Raw genomic sequence first — 26,219 nt, forward strand, 5'->3', positions numbered from 1 at the left:
GAGTGTTTATGGCGAACTACGATCTCATCGAACGGCTTAACGGCACGTTTCGGGAAATAGAACACGAACTCCTGACCCTGACCGAGCGTTTGCAGGCCTGTCGCCTGCTGGCCGCGCGCGTCTTTACCCTGCCGGATGTGGCTAAGGGAGCCGAGCACGATCCGCTGGACACCATCGAGGTCGAACAGCACATCGGCAGCGCGGCCCTTGAGCTGGCGCTAAAACACTATCGTCGCCTGTTTATCCAGCAGCAGTCAGAAAACCGCAGCAGTAAGGCCGCCGTACGCCTGCCGGGGGTCATTTGTCTGCAAACCGATGCGACAGCGCGCGAGGCGCTGGAAAGCCAGATTACCCATATCAATAGCCTGAAAGCGGCGTTTGAGAAGATCGTTACCGAGGAGTCGGGCCTGGCCCCTGCCGCCCGGTTTGAATGGGTACACCGTCAGCTTCCGGGGTTAATTACGCTGAATGCCTATCGTACGCTGACGGTACTGCGCCATCCCGCCACGCTGCGCTTCGGCTGGGCGAATAAGCACATCATTAAAAACTTCACCCGGGATGAGATCCTTGCGCAGCTGGAAAAAAGCCTCAAGGCGCCGCGCACCGTCGCACCGTGGTCGCGAGAGCAGTGGATTGAGCGCCTGGAGCAGGAGTACCACAGCATCGCCTCGCTACCGGCGGATACGCGCCTCAAAATTAAGCGCCCGGTGAAGGTTCAGCCTATCGCCCGCGTCTGGTATTCCGGCCAGCAAAAACAGGTGCAGTATGCCTGTCCAACGCCGCTGATTGCGCTCTATGATGCCGATCAGGGGGCTATCGTGCCGGATATTGGTGAGTTGCTGAATTACGATGCTGACAATGTCCAGCACCGTTACCGACCTCAGGCGCAGCCGCTGCAGCTGATTATTCCACGGCTGCACCTGTACGTGGCGAGTTGATTATTTCAGGCTGCCGACCATCGCCTCAGGGCGCACCCAGGCATCGAACTCCGCCTCCGTCAGATAGCCCAGCGCCAGGGCGGAGGCTTTCAGCGTCAGCCCCTCCTTATGCGCTTTTTTGGCGATCTCGGCGGCTTTGTCGTAGCCAATGTGGGTATTGAGCGCGGTCACCAGCATCAGCGACTCATTTAACAGCTGGCTGATGCGCTCACGGTTTGGCTCGATCCCCACCGCGCAGTGTTCGTTAAAGCTCTCCATGCCGTCTGCCAGCAGACGAATCGATTGCAGAACGTTGTGGATCACCATCGGGCGATAGACGTTCAGCTCGAAGTTGCCGGATGCACCGCCCAGGTTAACGGCCACGTCGTTGCCCAGTACCTGACAGCAGAGCATGGTCATGGCTTCGCACTGGGTCGGGTTGACTTTACCCGGCATGATGGAGCTGCCCGGCTCGTTTTCCGGAATGCTGATTTCACCGATGCCGCAGCGCGGGCCCGAGCCCAGCCAGCGCACGTCGTTGGCGATTTTCATCAGCGAGGCCGCCAGCCCTTTCAGCGCGCCGTGGGTGTGGACCAGCGCGTCGCAGGTCGCCAGCGCTTCGAACTTGTTGGGCGCCGTGACGAACGGCTGCCCGGTAATGGCCGCAAGCTCCTCCGCCACGCGCACCGCGTACTCCGGATGGGTGTTTAACCCGGTGCCCACCGCCGTGCCGCCGAGCGCCAGCTCCGCCAGGTGCGGCAGGCTGTTCTCAATATGCTTCAGGTTGTGTTCCAGCATCGCCACCCAGCCGGAAATCTCCTGGCCGAGCGTCAGTGGCGTGGCGTCCTGCAGGTGCGTACGGCCAATTTTAACGATGTCGCGGAAGGCCTGCGCCTTCTCGTTGAGCGTAGATTTCAGGACGTTGAGCTGGGGGATTAGCTGTTCGCGAATAGCAATCACCGCCGCCACGTGCATGGCCGTGGGGAAAACGTCGTTAGAACTCTGGCTCTTGTTGACGTCATCGTTCGGATGAACCTTACGCTCCATGCCGCGCACGCCGCCCAGCAGTTCGCTTGCCCGGTTCGCCAGCACTTCGTTCATGTTCATGTTGCTTTGGGTGCCGGAACCGGTCTGCCAGATGGCGAGAGGGAATTCATCGGGATGCTTGCCCGCCAGCACTTCGTCGGCGGCATTTATGATGGCGGTGGCCTTGTCTGCCGCCAGCAGGCCTAAATCCTGGTTCACTTTTGCGGCCGCGCGTTTGGTGAGGGCCAGCGCCTGAATCAGCGAGACGGGCATTTTTTCAGTCGAGATACGGAAATGCTCCAGCGAACGCTGGGTTTGCGCGCCCCATAGCTTGTCAGCCGGGACGTCGATGGCGCCCATCGAGTCTTTCTCATGGCGTACCGTGGTCATTACTTTCTCCTTGATAACACTGTCGGGATTGCTCACATGCTTAAGGGATAAGTATTGATGACTTCTGAGAAACGTTATGGCGCTTTGTGCGCTCTTTTTGGTGTCGGGTGGCGCTGACGCTTACCCGACCTACCAGACTCGTAGGCCGGGTAAGGCGCAGCCGCCACCCGGAAATTTACAGAATTACTTCACACACGCCGAACACTGGGACGACTGGATCTGCTTGAAGAAGTCGTTGCCTTTGTCATCCACGAGGATAAACGCCGGGAAATCTTCCACTTCAATTTTCCAGATCGCTTCCATACCCAGTTCCGGGTATTCCACGCATTCCAGGCTCTTGATGCTGCCCTGCGCCAGAACCGCAGCCGGGCCGCCGATACTGCCGAGGTAGAAGCCGCCGTGCTTGTGGCAGGCGTCCGTCACCTGCTGGCTGCGGTTACCTTTCGCCAGCATGATCATGCTGCCGCCGTTGGCCTGCAGCTGGTCAACGTACGAGTCCATACGCCCTGCCGTGGTTGGGCCTAACGAGCCGGACGCATAACCTTCAGGCGTTTTCGCCGGGCCAGCGTAGTAGATCGGGTGATCTTTAATGTACTGCGGCAGCCCTTCGCCGTTGTCCAGGCGCTCTTTCAGCTTCGCGTGCGCGATGTCGCGGCCCACGATAATCGTGCCGTTGAGGGAGAGACGGGTCGAAACCGGATACTGAGACAGCTGCGCCAGAATCTCTTTCATCGGACGGTTCAGGTCAACGCGAACCGCTTCCCCCTCGCCCGCTTTACGCAGCGCTTCCGGAATGTACTTGCCCGGGTTGTTTTCCAGTTTTTCGATCCACACGCCTTCGCGGTTGATCTTCGCTTTGATGTTGCGATCCGCAGAGCAGGAGACGCCCATCCCGACCGGGCAGGAAGCGCCGTGACGCGGAAGACGGATCACGCGCACGTCGTGAGCGAAGTATTTGCCGCCAAACTGCGCGCCGAGACCCAGGTTACGCGCTTCTTCCAGCAGCTCCTGCTCAAGCTGCACGTCGCGGAACGCCTGACCATGTTCGTTACCTTCGGTAGGCAGGCCGTCGTAGTATTTGGTTGAGGCCAGCTTCACGGTTTTCAGCGTGCTTTCCGCCGAGGTACCGCCAATCACAAACGCGATATGGTACGGCGGGCACGCCGCGGTGCCGAGGGTGCGCATCTTCTCAACCAGGTAATTCTTCAGCTTGCCCGGGGTAAGCAGCGCTTTGGTTTCCTGATAGAGATAGGTTTTGTTGGCCGAACCGCCTCCTTTGGCGATACAGAGGAATTTGTACTCATCACCGTCGACGCTGTAGAGGTCAATCTGTGCTGGCAGGTTGGTGCCAGTGTTGACCTCTTTGTACATGTCCAGCGCGGCGTTTTGCGAATAGCGCAGGTTGTCTTCGGTGTAGGTGTTATAAACACCGTGCGCCAGCGCCGCTTCATCACCGCCGCCGGTCCAGACGCGCTGGCCTTTTTTACCAACGATGATCGCCGTGCCGGTATCCTGGCACGTTGGCAGAATGCCTTTCGCCGCGATATCGGAGTTACGCAGGAACTGCAGGGCAACGTATTTATCGTTTTCGCTGGCTTCCGGGTCGCTCAGGATATCGGCAACCTGCTGCTGATGCGCAGGGCGGAGCATAAAGGAGGCATCGTGGAAAGCATGCTGCGCCAGCAGAGTCAGCGCCTGCGGATCCACCTTGAGGATCTCTTGTCCTTCAAACTCAGAGACGGAGACGTGATCGCGGGTTAACAGGTAATACTCGGTCTGATCCTTACTGAGGGGGAAAGGATCCTGATAATGGAAGGGTTTATTCGACATTGTTCTCTCACTTACTGCTTCGGTCTGTTTATTCAGGGCAGATGTTCCGCTGCCCGGCTTAAAAGCGAGTCAGCTTATCCTACACAATTTTTTAACAAAAACTGAGACTAGTACGACTTTTTACATCCACAGGTTACTTCCACGTGGTTTATTGCTTTAATACCCGGAGTTAATTCCACATTTGAATCAGGGCTTGATAATGCAAAAACTCATTAACTCAGTGCAAAACTACGCCTGGGGAAGTAAAACTGCGTTAACGGATCTCTACGGTATCGCTAACCCGAACAACCTGCCGATGGCGGAACTGTGGATGGGGGCGCACCCGAAGAGCAGCTCAAAAATTGAAGACGCCAGCGGCCAGGTACGCAGCCTGCGTGACGTGATTGATGCCGATAAAGCCGCACTGCTGGGCGACAAGGTGGCTCAGCGCTTTGGCGAACTGCCGTTCCTGTTTAAGGTGCTGTGCGCCGACCAGCCGCTCTCCATCCAGGTTCACCCGAACAAAAAAGCGTCTGAAATCGGCTTTGCCAAAGAGAACGCGGCGGGCATCCCGCTGGAGGCCGCCGAGCGTAACTACAAAGATCCTAACCACAAGCCGGAGCTGGTGTTCGCGCTGACGCCGTTCCTGGCGATGAACGCCTTCCGCGAGTTTTCAGAGATTATCCCCCTGCTGCAGCCGGTCGCGGGTGCCAACAAGGCTATTGCCCACTTCCTCGAAAACCCAAACGCGGACGCGCTCAGCCAGCTGTTTGCCAGCCTGCTGAATATGCAGGGTGAAGAGAAATCTCACGCGCTGGCGGTGCTGAAAGCGGCCCTGAACAGCCAGCAAGGGGAACCGTGGGAGACCATCCGCCTGATTTCCGAGTTTTACCCTGACGATAGCGGCCTGTTCTCCCCTCTGCTGCTGAACGTGGTGAAGCTGAACCCGGGCGAAGCGATGTTCCTGTTCGCGGAAACCCCGCACGCCTACCTGCAGGGCGTAGCGCTGGAGGTGATGGCCAACTCTGACAACGTGTTGCGCGCGGGCCTGACGCCGAAATATATCGACATCCCTGAGCTGGTTGCCAACGTGAAGTTTGTGGCGAAACCTGCCGCGGAGCTGCTGACTCAGCCGGTGAAAAACGGCGCAGAGCTGGACTTCCCGATTCCGGTTGAGGATTTTGCTTTCTCCCTGCACGACCTGAGCCAGACAGAAACGACCATCGCACAGGAAAGTGCGGCGATCCTGTTCTGCGTGGAAGGCGAAGCGACGCTGCACAAAGGCGAACAGCGTCTGGTGCTTAAGCCCGGTGAATCAGCATTCGTTGCAGCCAATGAGTCTCCGGTTAGCGTAAGCGGCACCGGTCGACTGGCGCGCGTTTTCAATAAGCTTTAAGCACTTACTGAATTTTTTAACAACTCTTGCTAAGCTAGTTGCAGGCTTAATATCTCCGGGCGGTTTTTACCGCCTGGTTTCATTTTAGGGATAGTCGCAATGAAAAAATCGGTCGTAGCGGTAGGAGTGATTGTAGCGTTAGGCGTGGTCTGGACGGGTGCCTCCTGGTTTACCGGGAAACAGCTGGAAGGACGCCTGGCTGAGATGGTGGCGCAGGCTAACGGAGAGATTAAGCGCAGCGCGCCGGAAGCGGGCCTTGAGCTGAGCTATCAAAATTATGAGCGCGGCGTGTTTACCAGCCGTATGCAGGTAGTGGTGAAGCCGGTTGCCGGTACGGAAAACGGCTGGCTGAAACCGGGCCAGAGCGTGGTGCTGGATGAAGTGGTCAGCCACGGTCCATTCCCGCTGGCGCAGCTGAAGTCCTTTAATCTGATCCCGTCAATGGCGTCCGTTCACACGGTCCTGGTGAATAACGACGTCACCAAACCGCTGTTCGACCTGGCAAAAAATACCTCACCTTTCGAAATCGACACCCGCATCAGCTATGCCGGTGACACCAGTTCCGATATCGCGCTGAAAGCGCTGAACTACGAGAAAGAGAATGAGAAAGTCGCCTTTAGCGGTGGTCACTTCAAACTTGACGCGGACCTCGACGGAAACGTGTTCTCCCTGACGGGTGAAGCGGAAAGTGGCCTGGTCAACGCCGTGAACGAATACAATCAAAAAGTTCAGCTCACCTTCAACAACCTGAAGGCCGACGGCAACAGCCGCATGACCGATTTTAAAGAGCGTATCGGCGATCAGAAACTGTCTCTCGATAAAGTCGCCATTGCGGTTGAAGGCAAAGAGATGGCCGTGCTGGAAGGCATGGACGTCAACGGCAAATCCGACGTGTCCAAAGACGGTAAGAGCATCAATACCCAGCTGGATTACACGCTGAAGAGCCTGAAAGTGCAGAATCAGGATCTGGGCACAGGCAAACTGTCGCTGAAGATCGGCAATATCGACGGCCAGGCGTGGCACGAATTTAGCCAGAAATACAGCAAAGAGAGCCAGGCGCTGCTGACCGATGCCGCGCTGCAGCAGAACCCGGAAGTGTACCAGCAGCAGGCGATGGCAGTGCTGTTCAACAACCTGCCGATCCTGCTGAAAGGCGAGCCGGTGATCACCGTTGCGCCGCTGAGCTGGAAAAACAGCAAAGGTGAAACCAGCTTTAACCTGTCTCTGTTCCTGAAGGATCCGGCCACCGCCACGGGTGAACCGCAGACGCTGGCGCAGGAAGTGGATCGCAGCGTGAAGTCGCTCGACAGCAAGCTGACCATCCCGATGGATATGGCGACCGAGTTTATGACCCAGATTGCGAAGCTGGAAGGCTACGGCGATGAAGACGCTGGCAAGCTGGCGAACCAGCAGGTGAAAGGTCTGGCGGCAATGGGCCAGATGTTCCGCATCACGAAGGTGGACAACAACACGATTTCCACCAGCCTGCAGTACGCCAACGGCCAGGTCACGCTCAACGGCGACAAAATGCCGCTGGAAGAGTTTGTTGGCATGTTTGGTATGCCGACGCTGGGAATGCCGGAACCGGCTGAACCCGCAGCGCCAGCCGTACCGGCGGCACCGCAGCAGTAAACGTCAAAACCCCTCGCATGAGGGGTTTTTTATTGCCGGGTGGCGCTGACGCTTACCCGGCCTGCGATTCAGAGCCGTTGCAGGCCCGTGCAAGCGAAGCGCCGCCGGGCGATATTATTTCACCGTCACTAACCGCGCCGCCACAATCTGGTGCCCGGCCTGCACATCCGCATTGTCGATACGCTGCATGATTCTGTCCGCCAGGGTGTAACCCATCTCCCGCGCGGGGGTCGTGGCCCAGACGATCGGCAGGTCGTCGAGGGCGTTTTCACCAACGTCGGCGAACGCCCCTAACGCCACCTGATGGCCGAAGAAGGTTTCCACCCCGCCCTCGCCGCTCTGACGCCCGGCGCGAATCAGGCCAAACCAGGCCCCCATGGCAATCACATCGTTGTAGCAAATCACGGCGCTGATCGTCGGATTGCTTCGCAGCAGCGCGCCTATCGCTTCCGCCGCCATCTTCTGGCTGGACTCACACTCAACAACCCACTCGCTGTGGAACGGCAGGCCGTATTTAATCAGCGTCGCGCAGTAGCCGCCGACCCGCTCGGCGCGGGTGAGGGACGAGCTTTTACCGCCCAGCCAGGCAATGCGCTGATGCCCACGACGAATAAGATGCTCGGTCAGCATTTGCGCGGCCTGCATGTTATCCGGGCGCAACGTATCGGCTTCATCGAGGTAGCTGGCGCGTGAAGCAAACACCAGCGGCACGCCTTTTTCGGCGGCGCGCTCGCAAAGTTCACTGCCCACGCCCGATGCCCCGGCGACGATCACCCCGTCCACCCCCTGGTTCAGCAGCATATCGAGCCGGGAAAGCAGCTGATCGGCCTCGCGACCGCCGTGAAGCAGAAAGACCATCCGCCCCTGCGCTTCAAGCGCTTCGGTTAAGCCGGCGGTCAGCTCCGCATAGAACGGTGACGTCAGGTCACGGACAATCAGGCCAATCACCCCGCTTTGCCCGCCGCGCAGCGCCGACGCCTGGCGGTTTCGCACAAAGCCCAGCTGCTCAACCGCCTCGTTCACCCGCTGACCGGTCGCGGGAGAGATGCGCCCTTTTCCGCTCAGTACCAGAGAAACGGTGCTGACGGAAACCCCCGCCGCCAGCGCGACATCGTTGATGGTGACTTTTTTCGCTACAGCCATGTCCTGGAGTGACTCCCTGAAAAATGAGATCGGTAAAACGTTTTATCAATACGTAATCTTTATACTACCAGTCAAAGCCTGAGAATGTGATTTAGCGCGCACTAAACTTTGATAAAACGTTTTATCTTCTCGCAGCATTGAAGCAGACAAACTGATTTTAACAATAAAGGAGTCGTTATATGACGGCGAAAGCAGCACAAAAAATATCGCTGTGGGAATTTTTCCAGCAACTGGGTAAAACCTTTATGCTGCCCGTGGCGCTTCTCTCGTTCTGCGGGATCATGCTGGGTATCGGCAGCTCCCTCAGCAGTAAAGACGTCATCACGCTGATCCCGTTCCTCGGCACCCCCGTGCTGCAGGCGATCTTTATCTGGATGAGTAAAGTCGGCTCCTTCGCGTTTAGTTTCCTGCCCGTGATGTTCTGTATTGCTATCCCGCTGGGCCTGGCCCGCGAGAACAAAGGCGTCGCGGCGTTTGCCGGTTTTGTGGGTTACGCGGTGATGAACCTCGCGGTTAACTTCTGGCTGACCGCGAAAGGTATTCTGCCGACCACCGACGCTGCCGTGCTGAAAGCTAACAACATTCAGAGCGTGATTGGTATCCAGTCTATTGATACCGGGATCCTCGGGGCGGTGATCGCCGGGGTGATTATCTGGATGCTGCACGAGCGCTTTCACAATATCCGCCTGCCGGATGCCCTGGCGTTCTTCGGCGGTACCCGCTTTGTGCCGATTATCACCCTGGTGGTGATGGGCCTGTTTGGTCTGATCATTCCGCTGATTTGGCCAGTTTTCGCGATGGGCATCAACGGCATTGGCCGCATCATCAACGGCGCGGGAGATTTCGGTCCGATGATCTTCGGCACCGGCGAGCGTCTGCTGCTGCCGTTTGGCCTGCAGCATATCCTGGTGGCCCTGATTCGCTTCACCGAAGCGGGCGGGACGATGGAGGTGTGCGGTCACGACGTGAGCGGCGCGCTGACTATCTTCCAGGCGCAGCTGAGCTGCCCGACCACCCACGGCTTCTCCGAAAGCGCCACCCGCTTCCTGTCTCAGGGTAAAATGCCGGCCTTCCTCGGCGGCCTGCCGGGTGCCGCACTGGCGATGTACCACTGCGCGCGTCCGGAAAACCGTCATAAAATTAAAGGCCTGCTGATTTCCGGCGTGATCGCCTGCGTCGTGGGCGGGACCACCGAGCCTATCGAGTTCCTGTTCCTGTTCGTTGCGCCGGTGCTGTATCTGATTCACGCTGTGCTGACCGGTCTGGGCTTTACTGTGATGGCGGTGCTGGGCGTCACCATCGGTAACACCGACGGCAACGTGATTGACTTCGTGGTCTTCGGGATCCTGCACGGCCTCTCCACCAAGTGGTATCTCGTCCCGGTCGTGGCAGCAATCTGGTTCGTGGTGTACTACGGGATCTTCCGCTTCGCCATCACCCGCTTTAACCTGAAAACGCCAGGCCGCGATACCGATACGGCCACCAGCGTGGAACAGGCGGTTGCCGGTACCGTGGGCAAATCCGGCTACAACACCCCTGCCATTCTGGCGGCGCTGGGCGGTGCGGAGAACATTACCTCGCTGGATAACTGCATTACCCGCCTGCGTTTGTCGGTGGCGGATATGTCAAAAGTGGATACCAACGCCCTGAAAGCCAACCGGGCTATCGGCGTGGTACAGTTAAATCAGCACAATTTGCAGGTGGTTATCGGCCCGCAGGTACAGTCAGTGAAAGATGAGCTGGCAACCCTGATGCGAACAGTAGAAGCCTGATGCCTCAGCCCCCTCTCCATGAGGGGGTTTTACGTTAAGGATTAAAGCATGTTTGATTTCTCCACCGTCGTGGATCGACACGGCACCTGGTGTACGCAGTGGGACTACGTCGCCGACCGTTTTGGCGCGGACGATCTGCTGCCCTTCACCATCTCCGATATGGATTTCGCCACCGCACCCTGCATAATCGACGCGCTGCATCAGCGCATTCATCACGGCGTGTTTGGCTATAGCCGCTGGAAGAACGACGAGTTTCTTGCCGCCGTCGCGCACTGGTTCCAGCAGCGTTTTAACAGCCGAATTGATACTGAAAGCGTGGTTTATGGTCCGTCCGTCATCTACATGGTCTCTGAACTGATACGCCTCTGGTCAACCCCCGGCGACGGCGTGGTGGTGCACACCCCGGCATACGATGCGTTTTATAAAACCATAGAGGGTAACGCGCGTCGTATTGTGGCGGTTGAGATGGAAAAGCAGGCTGCAGGCTGGCAGGGCAATATGGCGGCCCTCGAAGCGGCGCTGGCGAAACCGGAAAACAAAATTTTGCTGCTGTGCAGCCCGCAGAACCCGACCGGCAAGGTCTGGACGCGGGATGAGCTGACGCACATGGCGGAACTGTGCGCACGCTACGACGTGGCGGTGATCAGCGATGAAATCCATATGGACATGGTGTGGGGAGAACATCGTCACACGCCGTGGAACACCGTGGCGCAGGGCAAATGGGCGCTTCTGACCTCCGGCTCGAAAAGCTTTAACATTCCGGCGCTGACCGGGGCTTACGGCCTGATCGGCGATGAAGAGAGCCGTAACGGCTATCTCAGCGCGCTAAAAGGCCGGGATGGGCTCTCTTCCCCTTCCGTGCTGGCGCTGACGGCGCATATCGCCGCCTATCAGCAGGGAGCGCCGTGGCTGGATGCCCTGCGGGGTTATCTGGAAGGGAATTTGTTGTATATCGCACAGGAACTAAACAGCGCTTTTCCGAAACTGAACTGGCAGCCACCGGAAGCGACCTATCTGGCCTGGATCGATCTGCGGCCACTGAACATTGACGATCGGGCGCTGCAAAAAGTGCTGATCGAGCAGCAAAAAGTTGCCATCATGCCGGGATATACCTACGGGAAAGAGGGAAATGGCTTCGTGCGCTTAAATGCGGGCTGCCCCCGCAGCAAGCTGGAGCAAGGAGTTCAACGCCTCATCGCCGGGATTAACACGCTCCTGTAATTAACTTGCGCAACGGAATATTCCCTTGCGCAAATAGCTTTTTACCCCGTTTTGTTTTTATAATATGGCGCACTTTAACCAGAAAAGAGTGCGACCATGATTGATACACGCCTGCCTTTAACTGATATTCATCGTCACCTTGACGGTAACATTCGTGCCCAAACCATCCTCGATCTTGGCCGCCAGTTCAATTTAACGCTTCCTGCTCAGACCCTTGAGTCCTTGATCCCTCACGTACAGGTGATCTCTAATGAACCGGACCTGGTGAGCTTCCTGAGCAAACTCGACTGGGGCGTGAAGATGCTGGCGTCGCTGGATGCCTGCCGCCGCGTGGCGTTTGAGAACATCGAAGATGCCGCCCGCAACGGCCTGCACTACGTCGAGCTGCGCTTCTCGCCGGGCTATATGGCGATGACCCACAACCTGCCCGTTGCAGGCGTGGTGGAAGCCGTCATTGAAGGCGTCCGCGAAGGGTGTAAAACCTTCGACGTTCAGGCCCGCCTGATCGGCATCATGAGCCGTACGTTCGGTGAAGCCGCCTGCCTGCAGGAGCTGGAGGCGCTGCTGGCCCATCGTGATGCCATCACCGCCGTCGACCTCGCCGGTGACGAGCTGGGCTTCCCGGGTAGCCTGTTCCTCTCCCACTTCAACCGCGCGCGCGATGCCGGCTGGCACATTACGGTGCACGCGGGTGAAGCGGCTGGCCCGGAAAGCATCTGGCAGGCCATCCGTGAGCTGGGCGCAGAGCGTATTGGTCACGGCGTGAAGGCGGTCGAAGATCGCGCGCTGATGGATTTCCTGGCTGAGCAGCGTATCGGTATTGAGTCGTGCCTGACGTCTAACATTCAGACCAGCACCGTAGCATCGCTGTCGCAGCACCCGCTGAAAACGTTCCTTGAACACGGCGTGCTGGCCTCTCTGAATACGGACGATCCGGCGGTTCAGGGCGTGGATATCATCCACGAGTACAACATCGCCGCACCGCAGGCGGGTCTGAGCCGTGAGCAGATCCGTCAGGCACAGATTAACGGGCTGGAAATTGCCTTCCTGACGCCTGCTGAGAAGCAGGCGCTGCGGGATAAGGTGGCAACCGCGTAAACCCTTTTGCCGGGTGGCGGCTACGCCTTACCCGGCCTACAACAACGTCAAAAACTTATGCCAGACAGAGCGTGGCGCGATGTTTGGCAGATTCGATGCCCAGCTCAATCAGCTCCATAATTTGTATCGCCTGGCTGGCCGGAACCGGGTTCTCCCCCGTGCCATTCAGCGCATCACGGATAGCGGCATAATACGCCGGATAGTTACCCGGTATCGTCAGCAAGGTCTCTTCGACCAGCTCCTCGCCTTCCACCCGCGTGACGACGCCGTCGCGCATATCATAGCCCCAGTCTTCCTGCGGCAGACGCTCACCGTTTTTCAGCCTGTCTTCCTGCGGGTCGAGACCAAACTTCACGTAGCTCCCGCGCGTGCCGTGAATAATATAGCGGGCAGATTCTGCAGCCGCGACCATCGTCCCGTGCAGCACAATCCGCCGCTGCGGGTAACTGAGCACCGCGTGGAAGTAATCGGTCGTCTGCGCCCCGGGCCTGAGCTGGGCCAGATCGACCGTCATGCTCACCGGCAGGCCAAAGAGATTGACGGCCTGATCCAGCAGATGCGGGGCTAAATCATACCAGATGCCGCTGCCAGGGCCGGCCTGCTCACGCCAGCGGTTTCGTACCTGCGGACGAAAACGGTCAAAGTGGGATTCAAAAAAGAGGATCTCCCCTAACGCGCCTTCACTGAGAAGCCGTTTTATCGTCAGAAAATCGCTGTCCCAGCGGCGGTTATGAAACACCGACAGCAGCCTGCCCAGACTCTTTGCCAGCGCATCCAGCTCGCGGGCCTGTGACAGTGTCACGGTGAAGGGTTTATCGACAACCACATGTTTTCCGGCTTCCAGCGCGGCCTTTGCCAGCGGAAAGTGGGTATCGTTCGGCGTGGGGATAACGATTAAATCAATATTGGGATCGTTGAAAAGATGTTTCGGCTCTGAGACAACCGGCACGGAAGGCCAGTCGGCATGGACTTTTGCAGCGTCGCTGCTGGATACCACCGCCAGCGCCATGCCCGGCGTCCCGGCTATCAGAGGCGCATGAAACGTTTTGCTTGCGTACCCGTAACCGATAAGCCCAACGCGGATATTATCACTCATAGTGCCATCCTCTGTTATGACGTTCTTATTTCACACTGGCTAGCCTGGCATTACCACGGATTAATAATGTGCCCTATGACGTAAAATAGCAGGTTATACGGATTGTTTTTGTTACATAGTATTAACCTACTGATTTTGTTTAAGGGAACCGTTCCCAAAGCCCTTGCCGTCATGGAAACGTCGCTGTAACATTTGCGCCCTGTCTTTATGGATAAAGTACAATTACGTATCATGACGTCAATTATTAATCGAATCATTGAATTAGCGGGATGGATTGTCCTTGGGGTTTCGGTCATTTTGCTGGGCGTTGCCAGCCATATCGATAACTACCAGCCGCCGGAGCCTGTCACCGTCGCTCAACCTAAGTAACCGGTTACTGCAATAAAGAGTGACATAATATGTCAGTTACTTATTGCCAGCCCTGGTGAACACGGTTAACCTTCTCTTCCAGGCATCGTCTGATGCCTGAATTTCAGCAAAGAAAACTCCTAATTTCGTCGCGTTACCTGAGTGGGCTGTTTACGTCTTTATTAATCCGTTTATTATTCGAACGAATTACCTTAACTGGTATTACTCACTTTTATATGGAAACTTATTAATATGACAGTTCAGGACTATTTATTAAAATTTCGCAAGATCAATTCGCTTGAGAGCCTGGAAAAACTGTTTGACCATCTGAACTACACCCTGTCGGATAATCAGGACATCATTAATATGTATCGCGCCGCTGACCATCGCCGTGCGGAGCTGGTCTCCGGTGGTCGTTTGTTCAACGTCGGCGAAGTGCCTAAGTCCGTATGGCGTTACGTTTTATAAGAAAGTAGCCATCCGCGCGAAATGTTATATACTCTCCGCCCTGCCAACTGGCTGTACAACATTTCGCGCAGATTATGGGAGAGTTCATGACCGCAACGCCTGGAGAACGCATTGGAGGCTGGTTAATCGCCCCACTGGCATGGCTGCTGGTTGCCTTATTAAGCGCATCACTTGCGCTGCTGCTTTATACCACCGCACTGATTACCCCCCACGCCATCCAGACCCTGATGTCGCAAAGCGTGCTTAATATTGCTTTGTGGTTTGTGTCGTTCGTTTTCGCGATCGGGATGTGGTACTACACGCTGTGGCTGACCATCGCCTTCTTTAAGCGCCGTAAGAATGTGCCTAAGCACTACATTATCTGGCTGTTGGTTTCGGTCCTGCTGGCGGTGAAGGCATTTGCTTTTTCGCCCGTTTCAGACGCGCTGGCCGTTCGTCAGCTGCTTTTCCCGTTGCTGGCCGCGGCGCTGCTGGTGCCCTACTTCAAGCGTTCGACACGGGTGAAAAACACTTTCGTGAACCCGTAATAACCCTACAGATAACCTGTTGTCGCCTGCGTGTGTTTGTCCGATAATAGGCGGCTTTTTTATTTCAGGCTAAATAATGACCGATTACTTACTGCTCTTTGTCGGCACCGTGCTGGTTAACAACTTCGTTCTGGTGAAGTTCCTTGGCCTGTGTCCGTTTATGGGCGTTTCCAAAAAGCTGGAAACGGCAATGGGCATGGGGCTGGCGACGACCTTCGTCATGACGCTGGCGTCCATCTGCGCCTGGTGGATTGATACTTGGATCCTCATCCCGTTGGGGTTAACCTATCTCCGTACGCTGGCCTTTATTCTGGTTATCGCGGTGGTGGTGCAATTTACCGAAATGGTGGTGCGCAAAACCAGCCCGGCGCTCTATCGCCTGCTGGGTATCTTCCTGCCGCTGATCACCACCAACTGCGCCGTTCTCGGCGTGGCGCTGCTAAACATCAACCTTGGCCATAATTTTATGCAGTCGGCGCTGTATGGCTTTTCTGCGGCCGTCGGTTTCTCGCTGGTCATGGTGCTGTTTGCCTCTATTCGCGAGCGCCTGGCCGCAGCGGATATCCCTGCGCCCTTCCGCGGTAACGCGATTGCGCTGGTGACCGCAGGTTTAATGTCTCTGGCCTTTATGGGCTTTAGTGGTCTGGTGAAGTTGTAATGAATGCTATCTGGATTGCCATCGCCTCTATCAGCGTCCTGGGGTTGGTGTTTGGCCTTATCCTGGGTTACGCCTCCCGCCGTTTCGCGGTAGAGGACGATCCCGTTGTTGAGAAAATTGATGAGCTTCTGCCGCAAAGCCAGTGCGGGCAATGTGGCTACCCGGGCTGCCGCCCTTACGCTGAAGCGGTTGGCATCCAGGGCGAAAAAATTAACCGCTGCGCCCCCGGCGGCGAAGCAGTCATGCTGAAAATTGCCGCCCTGCTTAACGTTGATCCGCAGCCTGTTGACGGCGATGCGGATGTACAGGAGCCGGTCCGCGCGCTGGCCGTGATCGACGAAGCGAACTGCATCGGCTGCACCAAATGTATTCAGGCCTGCCCGGTCGACGCCATTGTTGGCGCAACGCGCGCCATGCACACCGTGGTGGCGGACCTGTGCACCGGCTGTAACCTCTGCGTAGCACCCTGCCCGACGCAATGTATCGAGCTGCGCCCGGTTGAAACGACTACCGAAAGCTGGAAGTGGGATCTTCAAACCATTCCGGTTCGCAATATTCCTGTGGAACAACATGCTTAAGTTATTTTCTGCTTTCAGAAAAGAGAAGATTTGGGACTTTGACGGGGGTATTCACCCACCAGAGATGAAAACCCAGTCTAACGGCACGCCGCTGCGTCAAATTCCGCTGGCGACCCGTTTCGTTATGCCGCTCAAGCAGCACATTGGCGCGGAGGGTGAGCTGTGCGTGAAAGAAGGCGATACCGTCCTTCGCGGTCAGCCGCTGACCTTTGGTCGCGGACGTATGCTGCCGGTGCACGCCCCCACCTCCGGTAAGGTGGTCGCCATCGCGCCCCATACGGTGCCCCATCCATCAGCGCTCTCAGAGCTGAGCGTGATGATTGAAGCCGACGGCGAAGACCGCTGGATCGACCGTGACGGCTGGAGCGACTACCGCTCCCATAGCCGCGAAGCGCTCATTGAGCGCATTCATCAGTTCGGCGTTGCCGGCCTCGGCGGCGCAGGCTTCCCGACCGGCGTCAAACTGCGCGGCGGTGGCGATAATATTCAGACGTTGATTATCAACGCCGCCGAATGCGAACCGTACATCACCGCCGACGATCGTCTGATGCAGGACTGCGCCGCCCAGGTGGTGGAAGGCATCCGCATCCTCGCGCACATTCTGCAGCCGCGGGAAGTGCTGATCGGTATCGAAGACAATAAACCGCAGGCTATCTCAATGCTGCGCGCCGTGCTGGCGGGCAGTCACGATATTAGCCTGCGCGTTATCCCGACCAAGTACCCTTCCGGCGGCGCAAAACAGCTGACGCAAATTCTCACCGGCAAGCAGGTCCCGCATGGCGGACGCTCTTCGGATATCGGCGTGCTGATGCAGAACGTCGGCACCGCGTACGCCGTGAAGCGCTCGGTGATCGACGGCGAGCCGCTGACCGAGCGTGTGGTAACGCTGACCGGGGAAGCGGTCTCTCGTCCGGGCAACGTCTGGGCGCGTCTGGGTACGCCGGTGCGTCATCTGCTGGAACAGGCTGAGTTTTGCCCGTCAAGCGACCAGATGGTGATCATGGGCGGCCCGCTGATGGGCTTTACCCTGCCGTGGCTGGACGTTCCGGTAGTGAAAATCACCAACTGTCTGCTCGCGCCTTCTCCGACCGAGATGGGCGAAGAGCAGGAAGAGAAAGGCTGCATCCGCTGCAGCGCCTGCGCCGACGCCTGCCCGGCGGATCTGCTGCCGCAGCAGCTGTACTGGTACAGCAAAGGCCAACTGCACGACAAGGCAAAAGCCCATAACCTGGCCGACTGCATTGAATGCGGTGCCTGCGCCTGGGTCTGCCCCAGCAACATTCCTCTGGTGCAGTATTTCCGCCAGGAGAAGGCTGAAATTTATGCCATCTCCATGGAAGAAAAACGCGCGGCGGAAGCCAAAGCGCGCTTTGAAGCGCGCCAGGCACGACTGGAACGCGAAAAAATTGCCCGTCAGGAGCGCCATAAGCAGGCCGCCGTTCAGCCTGGCGAGAAAGATCAGGATGCGATTAACGCCGCACTGGCCCGCGTTCGCGAGAAAAAAGCTACTGCAGCGCAGCCTGTGGTGATCCCGGCCGGCGAGAAGCCAGACAACAGCGAAGCGATTGCTGCGCGTGAAGCGCGTAAAGCTCAGGCCCGCGCCCGTCAGGCAGAAAAAGCGCAAACGACCCAGACGGATGCTGAGGTTGACCCACGCAAAGCCGCCGTTGAGGCGGCAATAGCCCGCGCTAAAGCACGCAAAGCCGGTGAACAGAATGTGGTGGTCGAGCAGGAAGCGGTCGACCCTCGCAAAGCGGCCGTTGAGGCGGCGATTGCCCGTGCCAAAGCGCGCAAGGCGGCACAGCAGACGCAAACCGCAGAACCCGACGCGCCGGTCGACCCGCGTAAAGCCGCCGTCGAAGCGGCGATTGCCCGCGCTAAAGCGCGCAAAGCGGCGCAGCAGGATGAACAACCGCAGGCCGCCAACGATGACCCGCGCAAAGCCGCCGTCGCCGCCGCCATTGCGCGCGTTCAGGCAAAGAAAGCCGCACAGCAAGCAGTTAACGAGGATTAAATGGTTTTCAGAATCGCAAGCTCCCCTTACACCCATAATCAGCGCCAGACATCGCGCATTATGATGCTGGTCTGCCTGGCGGCGCTGCCGGGCATTGCCGTTCAGTGCTGGTTTTTCGGCTGGGGAACCCTGTTTCAGATAATCCTGGGCTGCGCCAGCGCCCTGGCGGCGGAAGCGCTTGTGCTTAAGCTGCGCAAGGCTGCGGTCTCACGAATTCTTGCCGATAACTCCGCGTTGCTGACCGGCCTGCTGCTGGCCATCAGTATTCCGCCGTTTGCCCCGTGGTGGATGGTGATCCTCGGCACCGTGTTTGCCGTGATCATTGCCAAACAGCTGTATGGTGGCCTGGGCCATAACCCGTTTAACCCGGCGATGATTGGCTACGTGGTGCTGCTGATCTCCTTCCCGGTACAGATGACCAGTTGGCTGCCACCGCACGAGATTGCGGCCACGGTTCCGGGCTTCATGGATGCTCTGCACGTGATCTTTAACGGCCATACGGCGCTGGGTGCCGATATGAACGCGCTGCGTATGGGCGTGGACGGTATCAGCCAGGCAACGCCGCTTGATACCTTTAAAACGGCCCTGCATGCCGGGCACAGCGTTGAGCAGATCATGAAATCGGCGATCTACAGCGGCGTGCTGGCGGGTGCAGGCTGGCAGTGGGTCAACCTGGCGTATCTGCTGGGCGGCCTGTTCCTGCTGCAGCAGAAAGCCATCCGCTGGCATATTCCGGTCAGCTTCCTCGTGACGCTGGCGGTCTGCGCCACGCTGGGCTGGGTATTCTCTCCTGAATCACTGGCCAGCCCGCAGATGCATCTGCTCTCCGGCGCGACCATGCTGGGTGCCTTCTTTATCCTGACGGATCCGGTGACGGCCTCAACGACTAACCGCGGACGCCTGATCTTCGGCGCGCTGGCAGGCCTGCTGGTCTGGCTCATTCGCAGCTTTGGCGGCTACCCGGACGGCGTGGCTTTTGCCGTCCTGCTCGCCAACATTACCGTTCCGCTCATCGACTATTACACGCGTCCACGCGTGTATGGTCATCGCTAAGGGTTTCGCCATGTTAAAAACGATGCAAAAACACGGCGTCACGCTGGCTGTCTTCGCCGCGGTCCTGACAGGGCTGACGGCGCTGGTCAATGCGCTGACCAAAACGACCATCGAAGAGCAGGCCTCGAAGCAGCAAAAGGCGCTGTTCGATCAGGTAATCCCGTCCGACTTCTACGATAACGACCTGCAAAAAAGCTGCTTTGTGGTAGACGCGCCGCAGCTTGGGAAAGGCCCACACCGCCTCTTTATTGCCCGCAAAGGGGATACACCGGTCGGCGCGGTGATGGAAGCGACGGCGCCTGACGGCTATTCCGGTGCCATTCAGCTCCTCGTGGGCAGCGATTTCTCCGGCACCATACTGGGCACCCGCGTGACGGAACACCATGAAACGCCGGGTCTTGGCGATAAAATTGAAACCCGTCTGAGCGACTGGATTTTGCACTTTGCCGGTAAAGTGATCCATGGTGAGGATGACACCGCGTTTGCGGTGAAGAAAGATGGCGGCGAGTTTGACCAGTTTACTGGTGCGACCATCACCCCACGTGCGGTGGTGAATGCCGTAAAACGAGCCGGGCTGTATGCTGAAACGCTGCCCGCGCAAATCAACAATCTTCCGGCCTGTGAGGAGTAATCATGAGCCAGGTTAAAGAGGTCATTGTCCAGGGGTTGTGGAAAAACAACTCCGCGCTGGTTCAGCTTCTGGGCATGTGCCCACTGCTGGCGGTGACATCCACCGCCACCAACGCGCTCGGTCTGGGTCTGGCAACCACGCTGGTATTGACCCTGACCAACCTCTCCATCTCTGCCCTGCGCCGCTGGACGCCGTCGGAAATTCGTATTCCGATTTACGTCATGATCATTGCGTCGGTGGTCAGTATTGTTCAGATGCTGATTAACGCCTACGCGTTCGGTCTGTACCAGTCGCTCGGGATCTTCATTCCCCTTATCGTCACCAACTGTATCGTGGTCGGGCGTGCGGAAGCCTTCGCGGTGAAAAACAGTCCAGCCATGTCGGCGCTGGATGGATTTTCCATTGGCATGGGCGCCACGTGTGCCATGTTCGTGCTGGGATCCCTGCGTGAAATCCTCGGCAACGGTACGCTGTTTGACGGCGCAGATGCCCTGCTGGGCGGCTGGGCCAAAGCGCTGCGCATTGAAGTGTTCCACACCGATACGCCATTCCTGCTGGCGATGCTGCCGCCCGGTGCGTTTATTGGCCTTGGCATGATGCTGGCGATAAAATACCTGATTGATGAGAAACGTAAGCGCCGCGCGGCTGAGCGCAGCGTTCTGGAAGGGACACCCGAGAAGGCCTCATGAATAAAGAAAAGCGCATTGCGATCCTGACCCGTCTGCGGGACGAGAACCCGCACCCGACGACGGAGCTGAATTTTACCTCCCCGTTTGAGCTGCTGATCGCCGTGTTGCTCTCTGCACAGGCGACCGATGTGAGCGTCAATAAAGCCACTGCCCTGCTCTATCCGGTCGCCAATACGCCGAAAGCCATGCTGGAGCTGGGCGTGGAAGGCGTTAAGTTCTATATCAAAACCATCGGCCTGTTTAACAGCAAAGCCGAGAACGTCATTAAGACCTGCCGGATCCTGCTGGAACAGCACGGCGGCGAAGTGCCGGAAGACCGCGCTGCGCTGGAAGCCTTACCGGGCGTGGGGCGTAAAACCGCGAACGTGGTGCTCAATACCGCGTTTGGCTGGCCTACTATCGCCGTCGATACGCATATATTTCGCGTGTCTAACCGGACCAACTTTGCGCCGGGGAAAAATGTCGAGCAGGTCGAAGAGAAGCTGCTCAAAGTGGTTCCGGCAGAATTTAAGGTGGATTGCCATCACTGGTTGATTCTGCACGGCCGTTACACGTGTATTGCCCGTAAGCCTCGCTGCGGCTCCTGCATTATTGAAGATCTCTGCGAATACAAAGAAAAAGTGTATCCCTGAACCACATAACCCACACCAAAAGAAGGGTGATGGTGCACGCTTCTTTTGGCCGTTATTTGTTCGCCTTTCGTCTCCCCCAGGCTGTCACTTGTTCGGTGCTTTAACGCTCAAACAGGTTAATACTTTTTTCATAGCCGAAAATTTCTATACATCTGTGATCGCGATCACCCTGATAACTTCATGTTGTTTTTTTGTTGTCAAAATCGAGCTAAAGCCTTTGTCTGACAAGACACTCTTCTTTTTTTACCGACGATAAGACCAGCTATTTTTCAGAATTTGGGCTATATCACTGCCAGAGACGGCAAATAGCAGAACATATCGCCAGGCACAGGGCCTGACGGGTCTCTGCCAGTCGAGAAAACTACCTTTACACATCGTATAAAATTTAACGCTGAATAACATTTGTATGAACCGACGATTATACCACCGCAGATATATGTAACAGATTATTACAAACGTATTGCCAGATGGTGCAGGATAGTGAACATTACCCGCCGTTTCTCCTCCCAATATAACTATAAGGCGTATGGACTACGGCCATCACGCTATGAACACCCCCGTTAATATGGGATGTAAAAAAAGAGGTATATGTGTCGACTGCAAACAATAAACCAACAGATGAAAGCGTGAGTCTGAACGCTTTTAAACAACCTAAAGCGTTCTATCTCATCTTCTCTATCGAGTTATGGGAGCGTTTTGGTTATTACGGCCTGCAAGGGATCATGGCGGTTTACCTGGTGAAACAGCTGGGTATGTCCGAAGCCGATTCCATCACGCTGTTCTCCTCCTTCAGTGCCCTCGTCTACGGTCTGGTCGCTATCGGCGGCTGGCTGGGTGATAAAGTTCTCGGGACTAAACGTGTCATCATGCTGGGCGCCATTGTCCTGGCGATTGGCTATGCTCTGGTTGCATGGTCAGGGCATGATGCCGCTGTCGTGTATATGGGTATGGCGACGATTGCCGTCGGTAACGGTCTGTTCAAAGCGAACCCGTCCTCCTTGCTCTCTACCTGCTACAGCAAAGATGACCCGCGTCTGGACGGTGCATTCACCATGTATTACATGTCTGTGAACATCGGTTCGTTCTTCTCTATGCTTGCCACCCCGTGGCTGGCCGCAAAATTCGGCTGGAGCGTGGCGTTTTCTCTCTCCGTGGTGGGTATGTTGATCACCGTGGTCAACTTTGCCTTCTGCAAACGCTGGGTTAAAGACTACGGTTCAAAACCTGACTTTGAACCAGTACACATGGGCAAACTGCTGGCGACCATTGTGGGCGTTGTTGCCCTGGCGGCGATCGCCACCTGGCTGCTGCACAACCAGGGCATCGCACGTGCCGTTCTGGGCGTGGTCGCGCTGGGTATCGTGGTCATCTTTGCGAAAGAAGCCTTCGCCATGCAGGGGGCTGCCCGTCGTAAGATGATCGTGGCGTTCATTCTGATGCTGGAAGCGATTATCTTCTTCGTACTGTACAGCCAGATGCCAACCTCTCTGAACTTCTTCGCTATTCGTAACGTTGAGCACTCCATCATGGGTATTGCGTTCGAACCGGAGCAGTATCAGGCGCTGAACCCGTTCTGGATCATGATTGGTAGCCCGATTCTGGCCGCGATCTATAACAAGATGGGCGACCGTCTGCCAATGCCGCACAAGTTCGCTATCGGTATGGTGCTGTGCTCCGGCGCGTTCCTGGTGCTGCCGCTGGGTACCAAATTTGCTACCGACGCCGGTATCGTATCCGTTAACTGGCTGATCCTGAGCTACGCGCTGCAGTCTATCGGCGAACTGATGATCTCTGGTCTGGGTCTGGCGATGGTTGCACAGCTGGTTCCGCAGCGTCTGATGGGCTTCATTATGGGTAGCTGGTTCCTGACCACTGCCGGTGCAGCAATTATCGCCGGTAAGATTGCGAACCTGATGGCCGTGCCGGAAAACGTCACTGACCCACTGGTTTCCCTGAACGTCTACGGTACCGTGTTCATGCAGATTGGTATCGCGACTGCCGTTATTGCCGCTCTGATGCTGCTGACCGCACCGAAACTGAATCGCATGACTCAGGACGACGACAAGACCGCTAAGGCGACCAAAACCGCTACTGCGTGAAATCCGTGAGAAACGACTGACCAGAAGCCGCTAATTGATTAGCGGCTTTTTTTTTATCCGTTTGCGCACTAACATAGCTGAAACCTCAGCGAAAAGGAGTTACCGATGAAACTGTTCTACAAACCGGGCGCGTGCTCTCTTGCTTCCCATATCACCCTGCGCGAGAGCGGCAAAGATTTCACGCTGGATGGCGTTGATCTGATGAAAAAACGTCTGGAAAACGGCGATGATTTTCTTGCCATTAACCCGAAAGGACAAGTTCCGGCGCTCCTGCTGGATGACGGTACTCTGCTGACCGAAGGCGTGGCGATTATGCAGTTCCTGGCCGATAGCGTACCCGATCGCCAGCTGCTGGCCCCGGTCAGCACCATTTCGCGCTATAAAACGCTGGAGTGGCTTAATTACATTGCCACCGAGCTGCACAAAGGCTTTACCCCCCTGTTCCGCCCGGATACGCCGGAAGAGTTTAAGCCTACCCTGCGCGCCCTGCTGGAGAAAAAGCTGCAGTACGTTAACGAATCGCTGAAAGACGAGCAGTGGATTGGCGGGTCGCGTTTCACGATTGCCGATGCATACCTGTTCACCGTGCTGCGCTGGGCGCGCGCGGTTAAGCTGAATCTGGAAGGGTTAGACCACATTGCATCGTATATGAAGCGCGTGGCAGAGCGTCCTGCGGTGGCTGCGGCGCTGAAAGCGGAAGGGCTTAGCTAATATCGCCCGGTGGCGCTTCGCTTGCACGGGCCTGGCCGGGTAAGCGCAGCGCCACCCGGCATCGTTTAAAGCTGGGTTGCGCTGAAATAGTGCTCCGGCTTCGCGATTCGATCCTGTGCTGCGACCACCTGCAGCTCATATTCCTGCATCTCTTTCGTCGCCGTCATAATTTCGTACACTGCCGCAGTAACATGCTCCAGCGCATCGCGCAGCGTTGCCCCTTGCAGCAATTTCACCAGCAGCAGGCCGCTGGTCACATCCCCCACGCCCACCGGCTGGCGCAGGCCAAAATCCACCAGCGGACGGCTGATGTGCCAGGCATCCTCTTTCGTCACCAGCAGCATCTCAAAGCGATCCTGACTTAGCCCTGCGCGCGCGAGGTGTTTTACCAGCACAACCTCAGGCCCCTGCCCGATCAGCTCGCGAGACGCGCTTACGGCCTCTTCTACGCTGTTAACCGGATGCTCGCAGAGAATTTCCAGTTCAACCAGGTTTGGCGCAATGATATCGCTGGCGGGCAGCGCGTGGCGGACGTGGAACTCCGCAACACCCGGCGCCACGATGCAGCCTTTCTCCGGATGGCCCATGACGGGGTCGCAGAAATATTTTGCCGACGGGTTAGCGGCCTTCACCTGGCGTACGATGCCGAGGATATGCTCCCCCTGCTCCGCGGAACCAAGATACCCGCTCAGTACGGCGTCACAGCGCTTGAGCTGGCCGATATCGGCAATGCCCTGCACCACCTCGGTGAGGTGTGAAGGCGGCATTACGCAGCCAGTCCATTTGCCGTACTGCGTGTGGTTGGAAAACTGAACGGTATTGAGGGGCCAGACGTTGGCGCCGAGGCGGCGCATCGGGAATTCCGCTGCGCTGTTGCCAGCATGTCCAAAAACAACGTGGGACTGAATGGCGAGGATGTTCTTCATTTTATGCTTACCCAACCCTTAAAAAACAAAAGGGGCGTGGTTTCCCACGCCCCTGAAGACTGTGACTTATTTCCAGCAGACAAGGCAGTAGTTTTTCTTACCGCGACGCAGCAGGGTGTAGCGGCCATACAGACGGTCGCCGTCAACAAAGGTGTATTCCGGGTCGGCCTGCTTTTCACCGTTGATGGTGATGGCGTTGGACGCGATGGTTTTACGCGCCTGACCGCGGGAAGGCTGGAGTTCAGAGTCCACCAGCGCCTGCATCAGGTCAGCCCCTTTTTCCATCTCAACCATTGGCACGCCGTCCTGCGCCAGCTGTTCGAAGTCCGCTTCGCTCAGATCGCTCAGGGTACCGTTGAACAGGCTAGCGGTAATGCGTTTTGCCGCGGCCAGACCTTCTTCACCGTGAACCAGTTTGGTCACTTCATCCGCCAGCACGTACTGCGCGCGCGGCGCTTTCCCGCTGTTCTTGTCTTCTTCTTCCAGCGCGTTGATCTCTTCAATGTCCATAAAGGTGAAGAACTTCAGGAAGCGGTAAACATCGGCGTCCGCCGTGTTGATCCAGAACTGGTAGAATTTGTACGGGCTGGTTTTCTTCGGATCGAGCCATACCGCGCCGCCTTCCGTCTTGCCAAATTTGGTGCCGTCTGCTTTGGTGATCAGCGGAACGGTCAGACCAAAGACCTGATTCTGGTGCAGGCGACGGGTCAGGTCGATACCTGAGGTGATGTTACCCCACTGGTCAGAACCGCCAATCTGCAGGGAAACACCGTGCAGTTTGTTCAGGCAGGCAAAGTCATACCCCTGCAGCAGGTTGTAGGAGAACTCGGTAAAGGAGATACCCTGGTCATCACGGTTCAGACGCTGCTTCACGGCCTCTTTGTTAATCATCTGGTTAACAGAGAAGTGCTTGCCGATGTCACGCAGGAAGGTCAGCACATTCATGCTGCCAAACCAGTCGTAGTTGTTCGCGGCAATCGCGGCGTTATCGCCACAGTTGAAGTCGAGGAACGGTGCAACCTGTTTGCGGATCTTATCGACCCACTCCTGCACGGTATCTTCGGTGTTCAGTTTACGCTCAGCGGCTTTGAAGCTTGGGTCACCAATCAGACCGGTCGCGCCGCCCACCAGGGCAACAGGCTTATGGCCCGCCATCTGGAAGCGTTTCAGGCATAACAATGGAACAAGATGCCCCAAATGCAAGCTGTCAGCGGTGGGATCGAAGCCGCAATAGAGCGCGATCGGGCCTTGCGCCAGTCGCTCTGCTAACGCTTCCTCGTCCGTCACCTGGGCCACGAGGCCCCGCTCTTGCAATTGTTTAATCAAGTTACTGCTTGCCATCAAATTCTCCATGTATAAACGACTGCACCTTTGCCGGTACACGA

The 26,219-nt window shown here is 57.0% G+C and carries 24 protein-coding genes; 18 read left to right on the forward strand and 6 right to left on the reverse strand.

The genetic code is table 11. The features are described from left to right. Positions 1 to 8: 8 nt before the first annotated feature. Positions 9 to 938, forward strand: coding sequence for a DNA replication terminus site-binding protein (tus, locus tag CWR52_RS02355; protein ID WP_104948737.1), 930 nt, complete (start codon positions 9 to 11; stop codon positions 936 to 938). On the opposite strand, the gene fumC is transcribed toward tus, so the two are convergent. Continuing rightward, the gene (gene fumC, locus CWR52_RS02360) at positions 939 to 2,333 is read right to left on the reverse strand and encodes a class II fumarate hydratase (RefSeq protein WP_104948738.1); all 1,395 of its coding nucleotides are present in this window, start codon (positions 2,331 to 2,333) and stop codon (positions 939 to 941) included. Between the two features lie 183 nt (positions 2,334 to 2,516). Then, complete coding sequence (gene fumA / locus CWR52_RS02365) at positions 2,517 to 4,163, reverse strand: class I fumarate hydratase FumA (RefSeq protein WP_028012930.1); 1,647 nt, start codon at positions 4,161 to 4,163, stop codon at positions 2,517 to 2,519. A gap of 199 nt (positions 4,164 to 4,362) precedes the next feature. Here fumA and manA point away from each other — a divergent pair, with 199 nt between their 5' ends. Beyond that, on the forward strand, positions 4,363 to 5,538 hold the full coding sequence (manA, locus tag CWR52_RS02370; protein WP_104948739.1) for a mannose-6-phosphate isomerase: 1,176 nt from the start codon (positions 4,363 to 4,365) through the stop codon (positions 5,536 to 5,538). A 99-nt stretch (positions 5,539 to 5,637) separates the two neighbouring features. Continuing rightward, positions 5,638 to 7,170, forward strand: a complete 1,533-nt coding sequence (locus tag CWR52_RS02375) for a YdgA family protein (RefSeq protein ID WP_104948740.1) — start codon at positions 5,638 to 5,640, stop codon at positions 7,168 to 7,170. 114 nt (positions 7,171 to 7,284) lie between these two features. Here CWR52_RS02375 and CWR52_RS02380 read toward each other — a convergent pair whose 3' ends face one another. Further along, complete coding sequence (locus CWR52_RS02380) at positions 7,285 to 8,313, reverse strand: Mal regulon transcriptional regulator MalI (RefSeq protein ID WP_104948741.1); 1,029 nt, start codon at positions 8,311 to 8,313, stop codon at positions 7,285 to 7,287. A gap of 179 nt (positions 8,314 to 8,492) precedes the next feature. Here CWR52_RS02380 and malX point away from each other — a divergent pair, with 179 nt between their 5' ends. The 3 genes from malX to add all read left to right on the forward strand — a co-directional run bounded on the left by malX (position 8,493) and on the right by add (position 12,404). Next, positions 8,493 to 10,085, forward strand: a complete 1,593-nt coding sequence (gene malX / locus CWR52_RS02385) for a maltose/glucose-specific PTS transporter subunit IIBC (protein WP_024909342.1) — start codon at positions 8,493 to 8,495, stop codon at positions 10,083 to 10,085. 48 nt (positions 10,086 to 10,133) lie between these two features. Beyond that, positions 10,134 to 11,306: a MalY/PatB family protein gene (locus tag CWR52_RS02390; protein ID WP_104948742.1), complete on the forward strand. Its 1,173-nt coding sequence runs from the start codon at positions 10,134 to 10,136 to the stop codon at positions 11,304 to 11,306. Positions 11,307 to 11,402: 96 nt separating this feature from the next. Then, positions 11,403 to 12,404, forward strand: a complete 1,002-nt coding sequence (gene add, locus CWR52_RS02395; protein WP_104948743.1) for an adenosine deaminase — start codon at positions 11,403 to 11,405, stop codon at positions 12,402 to 12,404. Between the two features lie 55 nt (positions 12,405 to 12,459). On the opposite strand, the gene CWR52_RS02400 is transcribed toward add, so the two are convergent. Then, on the reverse strand, positions 12,460 to 13,500 hold the full coding sequence (locus tag CWR52_RS02400) for an oxidoreductase (RefSeq protein WP_104948744.1): 1,041 nt from the start codon (positions 13,498 to 13,500) through the stop codon (positions 12,460 to 12,462). Between the two features lie 243 nt (positions 13,501 to 13,743). On the opposite strand from CWR52_RS02400, the gene blr reads away from it, so the two are divergent. The 12 genes from blr (at position 13,744) to gstA (ending at position 23,908) form a co-directional block, all read left to right on the forward strand. Beyond that, complete coding sequence (gene blr / locus CWR52_RS02405) at positions 13,744 to 13,869, forward strand: division septum protein Blr (protein ID WP_168112406.1); 126 nt, start codon at positions 13,744 to 13,746, stop codon at positions 13,867 to 13,869. 231 nt (positions 13,870 to 14,100) lie between these two features. Beyond that, complete coding sequence (gene ydgT / locus CWR52_RS02410) at positions 14,101 to 14,316, forward strand: transcription modulator YdgT (protein ID WP_013096896.1); 216 nt, start codon at positions 14,101 to 14,103, stop codon at positions 14,314 to 14,316. A gap of 86 nt (positions 14,317 to 14,402) precedes the next feature. Beyond that, on the forward strand, positions 14,403 to 14,843 hold the full coding sequence (locus CWR52_RS02415) for a DUF2569 domain-containing protein (RefSeq protein ID WP_045910336.1): 441 nt from the start codon (positions 14,403 to 14,405) through the stop codon (positions 14,841 to 14,843). Between the two features lie 76 nt (positions 14,844 to 14,919). Then, positions 14,920 to 15,501 carry an electron transport complex subunit RsxA gene (gene rsxA, locus CWR52_RS02420; RefSeq protein WP_008500564.1) on the forward strand — a complete coding sequence of 194 codons (582 nt, stop codon included), beginning with the start codon at positions 14,920 to 14,922 and terminating at the stop codon, positions 15,499 to 15,501. Beyond that, positions 15,501 to 16,079 (forward strand): electron transport complex subunit RsxB, encoded by a 579-nt coding sequence (rsxB, locus tag CWR52_RS02425; RefSeq protein WP_008500565.1) that lies wholly within the window; start codon positions 15,501 to 15,503, stop codon positions 16,077 to 16,079. Before rsxA ends, rsxB begins: the two co-directional genes overlap by 1 nt. Continuing rightward, on the forward strand, positions 16,072 to 18,093 hold the full coding sequence (gene rsxC, locus CWR52_RS02430; protein ID WP_104948745.1) for an electron transport complex subunit RsxC: 2,022 nt from the start codon (positions 16,072 to 16,074) through the stop codon (positions 18,091 to 18,093). Before rsxB ends, rsxC begins: the two co-directional genes overlap by 8 nt. After that, positions 18,094 to 19,146, forward strand: a complete 1,053-nt coding sequence (rsxD, locus tag CWR52_RS02435) for an electron transport complex subunit RsxD (protein WP_104948746.1) — start codon at positions 18,094 to 18,096, stop codon at positions 19,144 to 19,146. Positions 19,147 to 19,156: 10 nt separating this feature from the next. Continuing rightward, positions 19,157 to 19,777, forward strand: a complete 621-nt coding sequence (gene rsxG / locus CWR52_RS02440) for an electron transport complex subunit RsxG (protein WP_104948747.1) — start codon at positions 19,157 to 19,159, stop codon at positions 19,775 to 19,777. A 2-nt stretch (positions 19,778 to 19,779) separates the two neighbouring features. Continuing rightward, a complete protein-coding gene (locus CWR52_RS02445; RefSeq protein ID WP_008500569.1) occupies positions 19,780 to 20,466 on the forward strand; it encodes an electron transport complex subunit E in 687 nt (228 codons plus the stop codon). Continuing rightward, positions 20,463 to 21,098 carry an endonuclease III gene (gene nth / locus CWR52_RS02450; RefSeq protein WP_104948748.1) on the forward strand — a complete coding sequence of 212 codons (636 nt, stop codon included), beginning with the start codon at positions 20,463 to 20,465 and terminating at the stop codon, positions 21,096 to 21,098. The genes CWR52_RS02445 and nth overlap by 4 nt, the downstream gene beginning before the upstream one ends. A gap of 590 nt (positions 21,099 to 21,688) precedes the next feature. Next, complete coding sequence (dtpA, locus tag CWR52_RS02455) at positions 21,689 to 23,197, forward strand: dipeptide/tripeptide permease DtpA (protein ID WP_104948749.1); 1,509 nt, start codon at positions 21,689 to 21,691, stop codon at positions 23,195 to 23,197. A 105-nt stretch (positions 23,198 to 23,302) separates the two neighbouring features. Beyond that, positions 23,303 to 23,908, forward strand: coding sequence for a glutathione transferase GstA (gene gstA, locus CWR52_RS02460; RefSeq protein WP_025758353.1), 606 nt, complete (start codon positions 23,303 to 23,305; stop codon positions 23,906 to 23,908). Positions 23,909 to 23,973: 65 nt separating this feature from the next. Here gstA and pdxY read toward each other — a convergent pair whose 3' ends face one another. Both pdxY and tyrS read right to left on the reverse strand, forming a co-directional pair. Next, positions 23,974 to 24,834 carry a pyridoxal kinase PdxY gene (pdxY, locus tag CWR52_RS02465; RefSeq protein ID WP_104948750.1) on the reverse strand — a complete coding sequence of 287 codons (861 nt, stop codon included), beginning with the start codon at positions 24,832 to 24,834 and terminating at the stop codon, positions 23,974 to 23,976. A 66-nt stretch (positions 24,835 to 24,900) separates the two neighbouring features. Further along, a complete protein-coding gene (tyrS, locus tag CWR52_RS02470; RefSeq protein ID WP_023335449.1) occupies positions 24,901 to 26,175 on the reverse strand; it encodes a tyrosine--tRNA ligase in 1,275 nt (424 codons plus the stop codon). Positions 26,176 to 26,219: the final 44 nt, after the last annotated feature.

The organism is Enterobacter sp. SGAir0187, from assembly GCF_002952735.2.
In the GTDB taxonomy this organism is placed as follows: Bacteria; Pseudomonadota; Gammaproteobacteria; order Enterobacterales; family Enterobacteriaceae; genus Enterobacter; species Enterobacter quasiroggenkampii.